This window comes from Streptomyces sp. NPDC085481, from assembly GCF_044541845.1.
Taxonomy (GTDB): Bacteria; Actinomycetota; Actinomycetes; order Streptomycetales; family Streptomycetaceae; genus Streptomyces.
In genome coordinates this window covers 287277-301997 of the sequence record NZ_JBITTJ010000006.1, presented here as the reverse complement: position 1 = coordinate 301997, position 14721 = coordinate 287277, and the positions used below count along the sequence as shown (strand labels likewise).

15 protein-coding genes are annotated in these 14721 nt (G+C 71.8%); 8 read left to right on the top strand and 7 right to left on the bottom strand.

The features are described 5' to 3' along the window. Positions 1–58 precede the first annotated feature (58 nt). Positions 59–2293, bottom strand: a complete 2235-nt coding sequence (gene katG / locus ACIGEZ_RS16110; RefSeq protein WP_399831268.1) for a catalase/peroxidase HPI — start codon at positions 2291–2293, stop codon at positions 59–61. Positions 2294–2466: 173 nt separating this feature from the next. Here katG and ACIGEZ_RS16105 point away from each other — a divergent pair, with 173 nt between their 5' ends. Continuing rightward, a complete protein-coding gene (locus ACIGEZ_RS16105; protein ID WP_399831265.1) occupies positions 2467–2898 on the top strand; it encodes a Fur family transcriptional regulator in 432 nt (143 codons plus the stop codon). Positions 2899–2992: 94 nt separating this feature from the next. Here ACIGEZ_RS16105 and msrB read toward each other — a convergent pair whose 3' ends face one another. From msrB to ACIGEZ_RS16085, 4 genes are all read right to left on the bottom strand, one after another. Continuing rightward, positions 2993–3400: a peptide-methionine (R)-S-oxide reductase MsrB gene (gene msrB / locus ACIGEZ_RS16100; protein WP_399831262.1), complete on the bottom strand. Its 408-nt coding sequence runs from the start codon at positions 3398–3400 to the stop codon at positions 2993–2995. 16 nt (positions 3401–3416) lie between these two features. Continuing rightward, a complete protein-coding gene (gene murC / locus ACIGEZ_RS16095; protein WP_399831259.1) occupies positions 3417–4808 on the bottom strand; it encodes a UDP-N-acetylmuramate--L-alanine ligase in 1392 nt (463 codons plus the stop codon). 106 nt (positions 4809–4914) lie between these two features. Then, positions 4915–5388, bottom strand: a complete 474-nt coding sequence (locus tag ACIGEZ_RS16090; protein WP_399831256.1) for an indole-3-glycerol phosphate synthase — start codon at positions 5386–5388, stop codon at positions 4915–4917. A 107-nt stretch (positions 5389–5495) separates the two neighbouring features. Then, entirely contained in the window at positions 5496–6278 is a 783-nt protein-coding gene (locus ACIGEZ_RS16085; RefSeq protein ID WP_399831253.1) for a pyrimidine reductase family protein, read from the bottom strand. A 36-nt stretch (positions 6279–6314) separates the two neighbouring features. Here ACIGEZ_RS16085 and zapE point away from each other — a divergent pair, with 36 nt between their 5' ends. The 3 genes from zapE to ACIGEZ_RS16070 all read left to right on the top strand — a co-directional run bounded on the left by zapE (position 6315) and on the right by ACIGEZ_RS16070 (position 9412). Next, entirely contained in the window at positions 6315–7400 is a 1086-nt protein-coding gene (zapE, locus tag ACIGEZ_RS16080) for a cell division protein ZapE (RefSeq protein ID WP_399831250.1), read from the top strand. Between the two features lie 34 nt (positions 7401–7434). Continuing rightward, positions 7435–7863, top strand: coding sequence for an OsmC family protein (locus tag ACIGEZ_RS16075; RefSeq protein ID WP_399831247.1), 429 nt, complete (start codon positions 7435–7437; stop codon positions 7861–7863). A gap of 163 nt (positions 7864–8026) precedes the next feature. Further along, complete coding sequence (locus ACIGEZ_RS16070; protein ID WP_399831244.1) at positions 8027–9412, top strand: alkaline phosphatase PhoX; 1386 nt, start codon at positions 8027–8029, stop codon at positions 9410–9412. A gap of 49 nt (positions 9413–9461) precedes the next feature. Here ACIGEZ_RS16070 and ACIGEZ_RS16065 read toward each other — a convergent pair whose 3' ends face one another. Next, the gene (locus tag ACIGEZ_RS16065) at positions 9462–10307 is read right to left on the bottom strand and encodes a DUF2182 domain-containing protein (RefSeq protein WP_399831241.1); all 846 of its coding nucleotides are present in this window, start codon (positions 10305–10307) and stop codon (positions 9462–9464) included. 134 nt (positions 10308–10441) lie between these two features. On the opposite strand from ACIGEZ_RS16065, the gene ACIGEZ_RS16060 reads away from it, so the two are divergent. Next, on the top strand, positions 10442–11098 hold the full coding sequence (locus ACIGEZ_RS16060) for a DUF1326 domain-containing protein (protein ID WP_399831238.1): 657 nt from the start codon (positions 10442–10444) through the stop codon (positions 11096–11098). Between the two features lie 88 nt (positions 11099–11186). Here the strand turns inward: ACIGEZ_RS16060 and ACIGEZ_RS16055 are convergent, their stop codons facing one another. Next, on the bottom strand, positions 11187–12116 hold the full coding sequence (locus tag ACIGEZ_RS16055; RefSeq protein WP_399831235.1) for an oxidoreductase: 930 nt from the start codon (positions 12114–12116) through the stop codon (positions 11187–11189). A gap of 76 nt (positions 12117–12192) precedes the next feature. On the opposite strand from ACIGEZ_RS16055, the gene ACIGEZ_RS16050 reads away from it, so the two are divergent. The 3 genes from ACIGEZ_RS16050 to ACIGEZ_RS16040 all read left to right on the top strand — a co-directional run bounded on the left by ACIGEZ_RS16050 (position 12193) and on the right by ACIGEZ_RS16040 (position 14718). Beyond that, positions 12193–12834: a TetR family transcriptional regulator gene (locus ACIGEZ_RS16050; protein WP_399831233.1), complete on the top strand. Its 642-nt coding sequence runs from the start codon at positions 12193–12195 to the stop codon at positions 12832–12834. A 139-nt stretch (positions 12835–12973) separates the two neighbouring features. Continuing rightward, positions 12974–13804, top strand: coding sequence for a PPK2 family polyphosphate kinase (locus tag ACIGEZ_RS16045; RefSeq protein WP_399831477.1), 831 nt, complete (start codon positions 12974–12976; stop codon positions 13802–13804). Between the two features lie 17 nt (positions 13805–13821). After that, positions 13822–14718: a polysaccharide deacetylase family protein gene (locus ACIGEZ_RS16040; protein WP_399831231.1), complete on the top strand. Its 897-nt coding sequence runs from the start codon at positions 13822–13824 to the stop codon at positions 14716–14718. Positions 14719–14721 lie beyond the last annotated feature (3 nt).

Here is a 14721-nt window from a genome sequence, read left to right as displayed (position 1 = left end):
TCGAACTCGCCGTTCGAGGAGGGGCGACGCCATTCTGTCAGGGGCGGGGCAGGAGTGATCAGACGAGGTCGAAGCGGTCCAGGTCCATGACCTTGGTCCACGCCGCGACGAAGTCCTTCACGAACTTCTCCTTCGCGTCGTCGGAGGCGTACACCTCGGCGTACGCGCGCAGCTCGGAGTTGGAGCCGAACACCAGGTCGGCGCGGCTGCCGGTCCACTTGACCTCGCCGGTGGCCACGTCACGGCCCTCGAACGTGGTCTGGTCCTCCGAGGTGGACTTCCACGTCGTGCCCAGGTCGAGCAGGTTGACGAAGAAGTCGTTGGACAGCGTCCCCGGCTTGTCCGTGAGGACACCGAGCGAGGACTGCGGCCGGGTCACGCCCAGGACGCGCAGACCGCCGACGAGGGCCGTCGTCTCGGGGGCGCTCAGGGTGAGCAGGTTCGCCTTGTCGAGCAGCAGGTACTCGGCGGGCAGGCGGGTGCCCTTGCCCAGGTAGTTGCGGAAGCCGTCGGCGGCCGGCTCGAGCGCGGCGAACGACTCGACGTCCGTCTGCTCCTGCGCGGCGTCCACCCGGCCCGGCGAGAAGGGCACCTCGACGGCGAAGCCGCCGTCCTTGGCAGCCTTCTCGACGGCCGCGCTGCCCGCGAGGACGACGAGGTCGGCCAGGGAGACCTGCTTGCCGCCGGTCTGGGCGGAGTTGAAGGACTCCTGGACGCCCTCCAGGACGCGCAGCACCTGGGCGAGGTCGTCCGGGTTGTTGACCTGCCAGCCGCGCTGCGGCTCCAGGCGGATGCGGCCGCCGTTGGCGCCACCGCGCTTGTCGCTGCCGCGGAAGGTGGAAGCCGCGCCCCAGGCCGCGTTCACCAGCTGGGAGACCGTGAGGTCCGAGCCGAGGATCTGCTGCTTGAGGGAGGCGATGTCCGCGGCGTCGACGAGCTCGTGCGTGCGCGCCGGCAGCGGGTCCTGCCAGATGAGCTCCTCGGTCGGGACCTCGGGTCCGAGGTAGCGGACGACCGGGCCCATGTCGCGGTGGGTCAGCTTGAACCAGGCGCGGGCGAAGGCGTCCTTGAACTCCTGCGGGTTCTCGTAGAAGCGCCGCGAGATGGGCTCGTAGACCGGGTCGAGCTTGAGCGACAGGTCCGTGGTGAGCATCGTCGGGAGGTGCTTCTTCGACGGGTCGAACGCGTCGGGGATGACCGCCTCGGCGTTCTTCGCCACCCACTGGTGAGCGCCGGCCGGGCTCTTGGTGAGCTCGTACTCGTACTCGAAGAGGTTGGTGAAGAACCCGTTGCTCCACTGGGTGGGCGTGGTGGTCCAGGTGACCTCGAGGCCGGACGTGATGGCGTCCGCGCCCTTGCCGCTGCGGTAGGAGCTCTTCCAGCCGAGGCCCTGCTGCTCCAGCGGGGCGTCCTCGGGGTCGGCGCCGACGTTGTCCGCCGGGCCGGCGCCGTGGGTCTTGCCGAAGGTGTGGCCACCGGCGATGAGGGCGACGGTCTCCTCGTCGTTCATCGCCATCCGGCGGAAGGTCTCACGGATGTCGCGGGCCGCGGCGATCGGGTCCGGGTTGCCGTTGGGGCCCTCGGGGTTGACGTAGATGAGGCCCATCTGGACCGCACCGAGCGGGTTCTCCAGCTCGCGGTCGCCGGTGTAGCGCTCGTCGCCGAGCCACTCGGTCTCGGGGCCCCAGTAGACGTCCTCCTCGGCCTCCCAGACGTCCTCGCGGCCGCCGCCGAAACCGAAGGTCTCGAAGCCCATGGTCTCGAGCGCGACGTTGCCGGAGAGGACCAGGAGGTCGGCCCAGGACAGGCTCTGGCCGTACTTCTTCTTGACCGGCCACAGCAGACGGCGGGCCTTGTCGAGGTTGGCGTTGTCCGGCCAGCTGTTCAGCGGCGCGAAGCGCTGCTGACCGGTGCCGGCGCCACCGCGGCCGTCGCTGATCCGGTAGGTGCCGGCGGCGTGCCAGGACATGCGGATGATCAGCGGGCCGTAGTGGCCGAAGTCGGCGGGCCACCAGTCCTGCGAGGTGGTGAGCACCTCGGCGATGTCCCGCTTCACCGCGGCGAGGTCGAGGGCCTCGAAGGCGGCCGCGTAGTCGAACTCCTCGCCGAGCGGGTTGGTCACCGCGGGGTTCTGGGCGAGGATCTTCAGGTTGAGCCGGTCCGGCCACCACTGGCGGTTTCCGCCGCCCTGGGTCGGGTGCGGGGCTCGGCCGTGCGCGACCGGGCAGCCGCCGGTGCCTTCCGCCGCCGCCTCGTCTTCGGTGACAAGTGGATCGTGATTCTGCTCAGACATCGGTCTTTCCTTCCGAACCATTCGGATCACGGAGCTCGGGAACTGCTGAGGCGTCGGTGTGACCGGCGCACACCCTCTTGGCTACTACTGGAGTCGATCCTATGGTGGACTGAGTCCAAGTCAATACGACAGCCGGACCCGTACGGATTACTCACACTGCAAGGCTGGTGACCATGAGCAACCTGCTGGAACGGCTTCGCGGACGCGGCTGGCGGATGACCGCCCAGCGCCGGGTGGTCGCCGAGGTACTCGACGGCGAGCACATCCACCTGACCGCGGACGAGGTACTGGCCCGCGCCACCGCGAGACTGCCGGAGATCTCGCGCGCGACCGTCTACAACACGCTCGGCGAGCTGGTGTCGCTCGGCGAGGTGATCGAGGTGTCCAGCGTCGGTCGCGCCAAGCGGTACGACCCGAACGCCCACCGGGACCACCAGCACCTGGTGTGCTCGGGCTGCGGCGCGGTGCGGGACGTCCACCCCGGGGGCGACCCGCTGACGGTGCTGCCGGAAGCCGAGCGCTTCGGCTTCACCGTGACGGGGGTGGAGGTCACGTACCGGGGCCGGTGCCCGGAGTGCGGGCCCGAGGACCCGGACGACGACTGAGACGACGCCCGCGCCGGCCGCGAAGACGCGTGAGCCGGCCTGGCGCTTCCGCGCCGGCCGGCTCACGTGTACGAACCTCATCGCCCCGCTCCGCTCAGCTCTCGTCGGGCTCGAGCCGCAGCGAGATCGAGTTGATGCAGTACCGCTGGTCGGTCGGGGTCGGATACCCCTCACCCTCGAACACGTGCCCGAGGTGCGATCCGCAGCGCGCGCAGCGCACCTCGGTGCGGATCATGCCGTGGGTGGTGTCGGCGACCAGCTCGACCGCGGAGCTGTCCTTCGGGTCGTAGAAGGACGGCCAGCCGCAGTGCGACTCGAACTTCTCGGTGGACGTGAAGAGCTCCGCCCCGCAGGCCCGGCAGGAGTAGACGCCCTTGGTCCTGGTGTCCGTGTACTCACCGCGGAACGCGGGCTCGGTGCCGGCCAGCCGGAGCACCTGGTACTCCGACGGAGTCAGCTGCGCCTGCCACTCCTCGTCCGACTTCTCGACCTCGTACGCCATGAGCTCGCTCCCTCTGCTACTTCGCCAGGCGGTCCAGGATCCGCGGGCCCAGGTCCGTCACGTCGCCCGCGCCCATGGTCAGAACCAGGTCGCCGGGCCTCGCCATTCCCGCCACCACGTCCGGCACGGCGGTCTTGTCGTGGACGGCCGTGACGTCGGCGCCGGCCGCCCGGGCCGCGGCGATGATCAGCTCGCTGGTGACGCCCGGGATCGGGTCCTCGCGGGCCGGGTAGATGTCCAGGACCACGGAGGCGTCGGCGAGACCGAGCGCCTCGCCCATCTCCCGGCCCAGCTCCTGGGTGCGGGAGAAGAGGTGCGGCTGGAAGACGACCAGGAGGCGGGCGGCCCCGGCGGCGCCGCGCATGGCCTCCAGGTCGGCGGTCATCTCGGTGGGGTGGTGCGCGTACGAGTCGATGACCTGCACGCCGGCGGCCTCGCCCTTCAGCTGCAGGCGGCGGCCGACACCGGTGTACGCGGTGAGGGCCTGGGCCAGCTCGGCCGGGTCGATGCCGACGCGGGAGCCGGCGGCGAGGGCGGCGGCCGCGTTGTGGGCGTAGTGACGGCCGGGCACGGAGACCGTGAAGGTGTGCTCGGCGCCGTCCATGACCACGGAGACCTCGCTGGTCATGCCCTTCGGCGTGATCGTCCGGATCCAGACGTCGGAGGTCTCGTCCTCGCCGACCGTGACCACGTGCAGGCCGCGCCGTCCGGAGACCTTGGCGGCCAGCTCGCGGGCGCCGGCGTGCTCGCCGACGACGAGGGTGCCGCCGGGGCGGATCTTGGCGGCGAAGGCCTCGAAGGACTCGTAGATCTCGTCCATGGAGGCGTAGTTGGCGTGGTGGTCCAGCTCGACGTTGAGGACGATCGCGACCTCGGGGTCGTACTTCTGGAAGCTCCGGTCGCTTTCGTCGGCCTCGGCGACGAAGACCTCGCCATCGCCGTGCCGGGCGTTGGTGCCGGGGCCGGCGAGGTCGCCGCCGATCGCGTACGAGGGGTCGAGACCCAGCTCGGTGAGCGCGACGGCCAGCATCGAGGTGGTCGTGGTCTTGCCGTGCGTACCGGCGACGGCGACGGCGCGCAGGCCGTCCATCAGGGAGGCGAGCGCGTCGGAGCGGTGGACGACCGGGATGCCGAGCTCGGCGGCGCGGGCCAGCTCGGGGTTGTCGGCGCGGATGGCGCTGGAGACGACCACGGCGGAGGCGTCGTCGGCGAGGTGCTCGGCGGCGTGCCCGATGTGCACGGTGGCGCCCAGGGCGCGCAGGGACTCGGCGGTCGCGGACTCCCTGGCGTCGCTGCCGGCGACCTTGGCGCCGCGCTGGGCGAGGATCTTCGCGATGCCCGACATTCCGGCACCGCCGATGCCGATGAAGTGCGGCCGTTCCATGGCGGCAGGGATGGCGGGTGCCATGTGGTTCTCTCCCCGGGGTGCGTCTGTCCTGGAGGTCCCCAGCCTAGTGGTTCGTACGGGTCGCCCCGGGCGGCCGCGCCCGGGGCGACGGTCCGTACGGAGGCCGCTACTCCGCGCTGTGCGCGAACAGCTTCAGGACCGGGACGCCCACCTTGTGACGGGCCCGGGAGGCCCAGTCGCGGTGGAAGAACTCCTCCACGTAGTGCGGGGCGGTCAGGACGATCACCTCGTCGGCCTCGGCCTCCTCGACGACGGACTTCATCTTGTTCAGGGGGTGGTCCTCGACCACCTGTCCGACCGCCTCGCAGCCGGCGCCTCTCAGTGCCTGGAGCGAGTACTCCAGGGCCTGCTCGGCGGGGATCCGGGCCGCCTTGCCCTCCGGCTCCCCGCCCTCGCGGGCGGCCTCCTTCAGCTCGCCCATGGCCACGTCGTCGATGGCACGCAGCAGTACATCCGCCTGGTCACCGCGCGGCTGCATCAGGACGATGAAGGAGACCGCCTCGTCGCCGTGCAGCGTGGTGACGAAATCCACGTCGACGGACGTCAGGGGCTTCTCGATCATCAGAACGCTTGTGAACACCTCAGGAGCCCTTCTGCGGAAACCATCCTTCCCCGTGCCCGCACGGGGACCTGCGTGAGTAAGTGTGCCCAGCGAACGCTAAGCGGAACGACAAATTCCGCCGATTGTCAGATCCGACGGTAGCGGGTGAAGAGGAAGCCGTCCTGCTCCAGCAGCGACGCCACGGCGAAGCGTTTCGGAACGCCCACGGAGGGGCCTCCGGCGATCCGCTGGGCGCCGCCCGCGGTCATGGTCGGCGACAGGGTCAGGCACAGCTCGTCGAGCACCCCGGCGGCCACGAACTGGCCGAGCAGACGGGGCCCGCCCTCGGTCAGCAGGCGCCGCAGCCCGCGCTCCGCGAGCGCCGCCACCACCCGCTCCGGCTCGACCCCGGGGCCGTCCCCCGCGACCACGACCTCGGCTCCGGCCCGCTCGGCCTCGGCCCGCCGCTCCGGGGAGGCCGCGGCCCCCGTGAGGACCAGGGTCGGGACCAGCGGCTCGGTGAAAAGCGGAAGCGAGAAATCCAGGTTCAGGGACGCGGTCACGACGGCGATCACCGGGGCGGGACCCTGTCCCGCCGCCGCCCGGCGCTCCGCGAAGGCCTCCCGCGCCCTGGCCGGGCGGTAGCCCTCCAGGCGTACGGTCTCCGCACCGACGACGACCACGTCGGCCAGGGCCCGCAGGGTGCCGAAGATCCGCATGTCGGTCTCGGAGGAGAGGGGCTGGGAGCGGCCGTCGTGCTGGCCCGCCCCGTCGAGCGAGGAGACCATGTTGGCGCGCAGCCAGGGGGCGGAGGCCGCCTCCGGCGGGTACGCGTAGGCGTCGGCGAGCTCGTCGAGGGACCACTCCCTGTCCGATTCCGCGTCCGGGTCCTTCGCTGTCATGTCCGTCACAGGGAACAGGCGTCGCATCCTCGCAGTCTGACATGGCGCTTACAGTGGGGAACTGTGTCGACCCGTGCCATAACCGAAGCGGCCTCCACCCAAGCGGCCCCGCTCTCGCTCTGCTCCCGAGAGCCCCACGTCCCCGCCGACCGCCTCGTCGCGGAGATGGTGCCGCCGCCCCGGTTCGACGCCGTGCGCTTCGACACCTACATACCGGACCCGAACCAGCCCAGCCAGATCGACGCGGTCAAGGCGCTCTCGTCCTTCGCGGAGGGGCTCGGCGGCTCGCACGCCTCCGGCGCGGGCCGCCGCCGCTGGTTCTCGAAGAAGCCCGCCGCCCCGGCGGCCCCGCGCGGTGTCTACCTCGACGGCGGCTACGGCGTCGGCAAGACCCACCTGCTCGCCTCCCTCTGGCACGCCACCCCGGCCGAGCCCGCCCTCAAGGCCTTCGGCACCTTCGTGGAGCTGACCAACCTGGTCGGCGCGCTCGGATTCCAGCAGACCGTCCAGACCCTCGGCGGCCACCGCCTCCTGTGCATCGACGAGTTCGAGCTGGACGACCCGGGCGACACCGTCCTCGTCTCCTCGCTGCTCAGCCGCCTCGTGGAGCAGGGCGTGGCGCTCGCCGCCACCTCCAACACGCTGCCCGGCAAGCTCGGCGAGGGCCGGTTCGCCGCCGCCGACTTCCTGCGCGAGATCCAGGGCCTTTCGGCGCACTTCAAGCCGCTGCGGATCGACGGCGAGGACTACCGGCACCGTGGGCTGCCCGAGGCCCCGGCCCCGTACTCCGACGAGATCGTCGCGAAGACCGCGTACGCCACTCCCGGCGCCTCCCTCGACGATTTCCCGCACCTGCTCGAACACCTGGCCAAGGTCCACCCGAGCCGGTACGGCGCCCTCACCGACGGGCTCTCCGCGGTCTGCCTCACCGACGTCCAGCCGGTCCCTGACCAGTCGACCGCGCTGCGGCTCGTCGTCCTGGCCGACCGGCTCTACGACCGCGAGATACCCGTGCTCGCCTCCGGTCTGCCCTTCGACCGGCTGTTCAGCGAGGAGATGCTGAACGGCGGGTACCGGAAGAAGTACTTCCGGGCCATCTCCCGGCTCACCGCCCTGGCCCGGGACGCCAAGGGGCTCGTGGAGCAGTAGCTTGGGGGCCATACCCGATCGAAAGGGATACACCATGGCCACCGTGCGTCACGCCCACACCGTCTGGGAGGGCGACCTCCTCAAGGGCAAGGGCGTCGTCACCCTCGACTCCTCCGGCCTCGGCTCGTACGACGTCTCCTGGCCGGCCCGGACCGAGGAGCCCAACGGGAAGACCAGCCCCGAGGAGCTCATCGCCGCCGCGCACTCCTCCTGCTTCTCGATGGCCTTCTCCAACATCCTGGCCAAGGCCGGCAACCCGCCGGCCCGCCTGGAGACCAAGGCGGACGTCACCTTCCAGCCGGGCGAGGGCATCACCGGCGTCCACCTGACGGTGCGGGGCGACGTGCCGGGGCTGGACGCGGACGAGTTCCGGGCAATGGCCGAGGACGCCAAGAAGAACTGCCCGGTGAGCCAGGCGCTCACGGGCACGACGATCACGCTGACGGCCGAACTGGCGTCCTGACCCCTTCTGCCGCTTGAGGCGACGGGTGACCCGCGTGGTTCACGTGCCACCACCGTGCGTGGTACACACATGCGGGTCACACGTCACACCACCGTTCCGTCCTGTCCTCCCCCCATGGCCTTCGGCATGGGGGTGTTCCCAGCAGGAAGTGGGTAGTTGCCTCATGTCCGCAACACGACGTCAGATCCTCGCCCGCACCGGCGCGTCCGTCGCCGGCATCGCCTTCGCCGGCGCCCTCTCCGAGCTCTTCGCGGGCACCGCCACCGCCCTCGGCGGCCACGCCGGGTACGGCCCGCTGATCCCCGACGCCGACGGCCTGCTCGACCTCCCGGCCGGCTTCTCCTACCGGGTCCTCTCCCGGCAGGGCGATCCGCTCCGCTCCGGCGAGGGGCTCGTTCCCGGCAACCACGACGGCATGGGGGCCTTCGCCGGCCGGCGCGGCCGGGTGCACCTCGTGCGGAACCACGAGAACCGGGCCACCGCACTCACCGGCGTACCGACCGTCGACGGTCTGACCTACGACCCGGCGGCCAAAGGCGGCTGTACGGCGCTCACCCTCGACAGCCGCAACCACGTCCTCGGGGAGCGGGTCGCCATCGCCGGTACGGCCGTCAACTGCGCGGGCGGGCCCACCCCTTGGGGTACCTGGCTCACCTGCGAGGAGACCGAGGACCGGGCCGGGACCAACGGCTACACCAAGGACCACGGCTTCGTCTTCGAGGTCGACGGCGTCGATCCGCACCGTACGGGCGCGGTGCCCCTGACCGCGATGGGCCGCTTCCAGCACGAGGCGATCGCCGTCGATCCGCTGAGCGGGATCGTGTACGAGACGGAGGACGCCTTCGAGCGGCCCTTCGGCCTCTTCTACCGGTTCCTGCCCGACCGGCCGCTCGGCGGCACCGGTTCCCTGCGCGCGGGCGGCGCCCTGGAGGCGATGCGGGTGCCGGGGGTGCCGGACCTGTCGGTGGTCCAGGAGCCGGGGGCGCGCTTCGAGAGGGTCGAGTGGGTGCCGGTGCCGGACCCGCTCGCGACCCGGACCCCGGTCAGGCTCCAGGACTTCGGCCCGAAGGGCATCACCCACGCGCAGAAGCTGGAGGGCTGCTACTGGGGTCGGGGCGCGGTGTACTTCGTCTCGTCCTTCGCCCGCGCCAAGGACGGTTCCGCCGCCACCCACTTCGGCCAGGTCTGGAAGTACGAGCCGCACCGGCGTCGCCTCACCCTTGTCGTGGTCTTCGGCCCGGACACCGACGTCCGGCTCCCCGGCGAGTCACCGGACAACATCTGCCTGGCGCCGACCGGTGGCCTGATGGTCTGCGAGGACGGCAACGGCGCCCAGCACGTCTTCGGCGTGAGCAGGAAGGGCGAGGTGTACGCGGTGGCCCGCGGAGCCCAGGCCCTGACATCAGCCGCTGCCACGGCGGGCGGCACCCCCGAGGCCCTGGAGTGGGGCGAGTTCGCGGGTGTCACGTTCTCGCCGGACGGCGGCACGATGTTCGTCAACTGCTACACGCCAGGGACGACGTTCGCGGTGACGGGCCCCTGGCGCTGAGCACGCGGTCACCGCGGTGCGGCCTGCGTTCGCCATGTATCCGGCCCCCTCACGAAGGTGTGGGGCCCGGCATCCGACCCATGTGGTCCATGTCCATCGGCGAGTGCGAGGTCCCGAGGCCCGGGAGCAGCCAGTCGTGGAACGGCGCGAGCAGCGCCAGGACCAGGAAGGCGGCGCCGACCGCCCAGGCGAGCCACGGGCCCTGCCGCCACAGCTTCTCCAGGAAGATCACGACGGACAGCCCCGCCATGGCGGCCACGTTCATCACCCCGAGCGGAATCAGGATGATCATCAACCCCCAGCAGCAGCCGACGCAGTACATCCCGTGGTGCGCCCCCACGCGCAGGTCCTTGGCCCGGGGGCGGAAGCGCGAGTACCGCAGCAGCTGGAACATCGGGCTGCGGCAGTGCCGAAGGCAGACCGACTTCAGCGGCCCGAACTGCTGGACGGCCGCCAGCAGGAAGACGCCCGCACCGATCCAGCGGCCCGCCCCGGGGTAGGCGTCGAGCAGCCGGTCGGTCGCGGCGAGCAGCCCGTACGCGACCAGCCCGAACGCCGTCCACGCGAGCAGGTAGCCGAGGAGGAACTCGCCGGTCCGGACCACGCGGACCGGGCCGGCGGACGTACGGCCGATGGCCCGTACCCAGGTCACGGCGACCGGCGCGACCGACGGCAGCATCATCGCCGCCATCATGACCACCCACAGCGGCAGGAACAGGGGCAGCGCCATGCCCATCGTGCCTGAGCCGGTGCCCATCTCGCGGGACTGTGCGACGGTCAGAGCCCAGGCCAGCGCGGCGAGCAGGGTCAGCAGGATCCAGGCGAAGGCCAGCTCGCGCCTCGGCAGGAGGACGCCCGGTCCGGTGGGGGCCGGTGGCGCTAGCCGGATGTGCATGGCCCTCCTCCCGAACGCGCGAGGACACCTCCACCACAGCACAGCACAGAACCGCGGACGGTGCCCGCCCGGCCTGGTCTGCCCGCCGTAGCGGGTGGAGAATGTTCCCAGGGGCCTCCTGAGGAGGCGCGACCATGGCTGAGACCACGGCGACCGTTCCGAGCTGGCACGTGGCAGGAGACTGGTTCGATACGTGCAGGTGCGATATCCCCTGCCCCTGTACCTTCGCGCAGCCGCCCACCTACGGGGCGTGTGACGGCGTCCTCGCCTGGCACGTCAACGCGGGGAGCTACGGGGACGTGCCGATGGAGGGGCTCAACGTGCTGATGCTCGGCGCCTTCGTCGGCAACGTGTGGGGCGAGCACTCCGACGCGTACGCGGCTGTCTTCCTCGACGAGCGCGCGGACGAAGCACAGCGCGCGGCCCTTCAGATGATCTTTGGCGGCCAGGCCGGCGGCTGGCCCGCACAGTTGGTGGGCATGCTCGGACCCGAGATGCGGGGCATGGACTTCGCACCGATCGAGATCGAGGTCGACGAGGACCTCGGCAGCTGGAGGGCCGCGATTCCCGGCCGGGTGGAGGCCGGTGCCGTGGCGCTCAGCGGGCCGACGACACCGGAGGGCGCGCGCGTCCAGTCGGTCAACATGCCGGGCTCGGAGACCGGCCCGGGCCAGGTCGTGACCTGGGGCCGGTCGACGGTGGACCGGGCCGAGGCGTTCGGCTTCCAGTGGAGCCGCGAGGGCCAGTCCAGCAAGCACATCCCCTTCGACTGGAGCGGCCCCGATTCCTGAGGGGATGACCCCCCTGGTCAGGCAGAGCGCTCCGCCGAGCCGGGTCAGCCGGCCGGGCACCGGTCGCACGCGCCGCCTGAAGCAGGGTCTAGGCCCAGGCGTAGCGCACCCCGGTGAGCCGTTCCGACAGCTCCCACAGGCGGTGGCCGGTCTCCGGATCGGTCGCCGCGGGCGCGTAGGAGACCCGCTTGGGCGCGCCGCGCAGCTCGCCCATGCCGTCGGGGCCGATGAAGGCGCCGCCCTCCGCGTCCGGGGCGGTCGCCGCGTAGAGCTGGGGCAGGGCGCCGCTGTGCGGGGGCTGGGCGAGCAGCGGGCCGAGGACGCGGCCGAACACCAGCCGGACGAGGGCGACCGGGGTGGCGGCCTGGAGGTTGGTGGCGGTGTAGCCGGGGTGGGCGAGCACGCTGCGCACGGGGCTGCCTGCGGCGGTCAGGCGCTTGTGGAGCTCGTGGCCGAAGACGGTGTTGGCCAGCTTGGACTGGTTGTAGAAGCCCATGGGCGAGTAGCGGCGCGCGCCGTCGAGGTCGTCGAAGTGGATGCGTCCCTTGCGGTGCTGCAGGGAGCTGACGGTCACGATCCGGGGGGCGCGGCCGGCCGCGAGACGGTCGAGCAGGAGTCCGGTGAGGGCGAAGTGGCCCAGGTGGTTGGCGGCGAACTGCAGCTCGTGGCCCTGGGCGCTGAGGGTGCGGGGCGGGGCCATCAGACCCGCGTTGTTGACCAGGACGTCGATGTGCGGGTGGTCGGCGCGCAGGCCGTCGGCGAAGGCCCGTACGGAGTCGAGGTCGGCCAGGTCGACCCGGCGTACCTCCAGGCGGGTGTCCGGGTGGCCGGCGGCGATGTCCTGGACCGCGGCGCGGCCCTTCTCCTCGTCGCGGACGGCGAGGACGACGTGGCCGCCGCGGTGGGCGAGTGCGCGGGTGGTCGCGAGGCCGAGGCCACTGTTGGCCCCGGTGACGACGAAGACGCGACCGGTCAGGTCGGGGATGTGGTCGGCGCTCCAGCTCTGCGGCTCTGTCATGTGACACAAACTGCTGCGCGTGGCACTTGGTGTCAAGTTTTTCTCCGAGTGCCAGCGTCCGGGCTACGATCGGCGCATGAGCCCCGATGCCGCCCTCAGCCTCGCCGAGCGCAAGCGCCTCCTCGTCGCGACCGAGCTCACGGAGGCGGCGCTCCAGCTCCTCGCCCTGCGCGGGTTCGACGCCGTCACCGTGGACGAGATCGTGGCCGCCGCCGGAGTGTCGAAGCGGACCTTCTTCCGGTATTTCGCGTCCAAGGAGGACGTGGTCGTCCAGTTCCTGGCCGGGATGGGCAGCGACATCCACGCGGCGCTCGCCGAGCGCCCGGCCGGTGAACCCCCGTCGGCGTCCCTGCGGCACGCCGTCGCGGTGCCGCTGGCCGCCTGCACCGACAAGCACGCCGACCACACCGCCCGCGCGCTGCGCGTGGTCCAGCTGATCCTCCGTACGCCCGCACTACTCGCCCGCTTCCTGGAGCGGCAGGCCGCTTGGCGGGAGGCGCTGGCGGCGGAGCTGGCGCACCGTCAGGGGCTCGACCCCGCGGTCGACCTGTATCCGCGTCTCGCGGCGGGGACGGCGCTCGTCGCCTTCCACACGGCGCTCCAGCGGTGGGGCGACAGCGACGCGGCGGAGGACCCCATGGCGCTGCTCGACCGGGCGTTCGCGGTGGTGGCCCCGGCACTCGACCCGCAGGATCGGGGGGAGGGGCCGCTCGACTGACGGGAAGGGGCACGAGGTGCCGAAGGACAAGGGCAAGGACAAGAAGGACGGCAGGAAGAAGGGCAAGAACGGCAGGAAGGACGGCAGGGAGGGCACGAGGCGTGCGAGGTCCGCAGGGGACGGTCCGGGGACGCCCCCGCTGCGCGAGCTGCTGCGGCTCCCCGTCGGCGAGCGGATCGCCCTCTCCTCCTACGACGCCTCCGCGACCCCCGGCGGCCCCGCCGGCAAGGCCGCCGGCCTCGCGGCCGCCGCCGCCCACGGTCCGGCGCTCGCGGACCTGCAGGAACGCCTCTACGCGGCGAGCACGGCGGGCGAGCGGCGCCGGATGCTCCTCGTGCTCCAGGGCATGGACACGAGCGGCAAGGGCGGCACGGTCAAGCATGTGATCGGCCAGTTCAACCCCTCGGGCTGCCGCATCCGGGCCTTCAAGGCACCGACGCCGGAGGAGCGCGGCCACCCCTTCCTGTGGCGGATCACCAAGGCCCTGCCCGAGCCGGGCGAGATCGGCATCTTCGACCGCTCGCACTACGAGGACGTCCTCATCGCCCGGGTCCGCGAGCTGGCCCCGCGGGCCGAGCTGGAACGGCGCTACGCCGAGATCGACGCCTTCGAGAAGTCCCTGACGGAGGACGGCGTCACCATCGTCAAGGTCTTCCTCCACCTCTCGTACGAGGAGCAGCGCTCCCGCCTCCTGGAGCGCCTGGACAACCCGGAGAAGCACTGGAAGTTCAACCCGGGCGACATCACCGAGCGCGCCGTGTGGCCCGAGTACCAGGAGGCGTACGAGATCGCCCTGGAGCGCTGCTCGACGGACGCGGCCCCCTGGCACCTGGTCCCCGCGGACCGCAAGTGGTACCGCAACTGGGCGGTCAGCACCCTCCTCCTCGAACATCTGGAGGAGCTGGACCCGCAGTACCCGAAGGCCGACTTCGACGTGGCGGAGTGCCGAAGGCAGTTGCTCACCCAATGATCGGTTAATTTCCCTGGGTGACCATTTCTGCACGAAAGCTGTCGGCGCTCGCTCTCCTGGGCGCCGTTCTCGTCGGCTGCGGCGGGGGCGCGGCCGAACCGCCGGCGCCCTCCGCACCGGCGGCCACGCCGAAGGCCGCCCAGCCGAAGGCCGCCCCGCCGAGCGCGAAGCCGGCCGCCCGGCCGGCCCCCGGCCACCAGGCACCCGCCCGCAAGGTGCCGCCGACGCTGGCGCCGGCCGCCGACGGGCTGACGCCCGTCTACACGCACCGCGCCAAGAGCACCGACAAGGTCGTCGCGCTCACCTTCGACGCCGACATGACGGCGGACCAGGGGCCGCGCGCGGCCCGCGGCGAGCACTTCGACAACCCGCAGCTCATCGCCACCCTGCGGCGGCTCAAGGTCGACGCGACCGTCTTCATGACCGGCCGCTGGGCCGAGGAGTACCCGGACCAGGCCAGGTCCATCGGCAACGACCCCCGCTTCGAGATCGCCAACCACTCCTACAGCCACTACGCCTTCGCCGCGCCCTGCTACGGCCTGCCGACCGTGTCGGGCCCGGACATGGCGGCGGACGTCCAGCGCGCCTTCGACGCCTTCCGCGACGCCGGGGCGACCAACGTCGTGCCGTACTTCCGCTTCCCCGGCGGCTGCTACGACGACGACGCCCGGCGCGCCCTCGCCCCCGCCGGAGTCACCGCCGTCCAGTGGGACGTGGTCAGCGGCGACGCCTTCGCCAAGGACGCGGACGCCGTCGCCGAGGAGGTCCTCGCGGGCGTGAAGCCCGGCTCCCTGGTGGTCATGCACTGCACCCGCAGCGCCGCCCCGGTCACCGAACAGGCGATCCGCCGCATCGTCCCGGAGCTCCGCGCGAAGGGCTACCGCTTCGTGAAGGTCTCGGACCTGATGGCCTGACGG

Excerpts from the sequence above, each read along its gene's own strand:
- ACIGEZ_RS16060 (WP_399831238.1), top strand. The coding sequence starts at position 10,442 with ATGGCTGAGACCACGGCGACCGTTCCGAGCTGGCACGTGGCAGGAGAC.
- ACIGEZ_RS16065 (WP_399831241.1), bottom strand. The coding sequence starts at position 10,307 with ATGCACATCCGGCTAGCGCCACCGGCCCCCACCGGACCGGGCGTCCTC.
- ACIGEZ_RS16085 (WP_399831253.1), bottom strand. The coding sequence starts at position 6,278 with ATGCGACGCCTGTTCCCTGTGACGGACATGACAGCGAAGGACCCGGAC.
- ACIGEZ_RS16070 (WP_399831244.1), top strand. The coding sequence starts at position 8,027 with ATGTCCGCAACACGACGTCAGATCCTCGCCCGCACCGGCGCGTCCGTC.
- murC (WP_399831259.1), bottom strand. The coding sequence starts at position 4,808 with ATGGCACCCGCCATCCCTGCCGCCATGGAACGGCCGCACTTCATCGGC.
- katG (WP_399831268.1), bottom strand. The coding sequence starts at position 2,293 with ATGTCTGAGCAGAATCACGATCCACTTGTCACCGAAGACGAGGCGGCG.
- ACIGEZ_RS16105 (WP_399831265.1), top strand. The coding sequence starts at position 2,467 with ATGAGCAACCTGCTGGAACGGCTTCGCGGACGCGGCTGGCGGATGACC.
- ACIGEZ_RS16050 (WP_399831233.1), top strand. The coding sequence starts at position 12,193 with ATGAGCCCCGATGCCGCCCTCAGCCTCGCCGAGCGCAAGCGCCTCCTC.
- msrB (WP_399831262.1), bottom strand. The coding sequence starts at position 3,400 with ATGGCGTACGAGGTCGAGAAGTCGGACGAGGAGTGGCAGGCGCAGCTG.
- ACIGEZ_RS16055 (WP_399831235.1), bottom strand. The coding sequence starts at position 12,116 with ATGACAGAGCCGCAGAGCTGGAGCGCCGACCACATCCCCGACCTGACC.
- ACIGEZ_RS16075 (WP_399831247.1), top strand. The coding sequence starts at position 7,435 with ATGGCCACCGTGCGTCACGCCCACACCGTCTGGGAGGGCGACCTCCTC.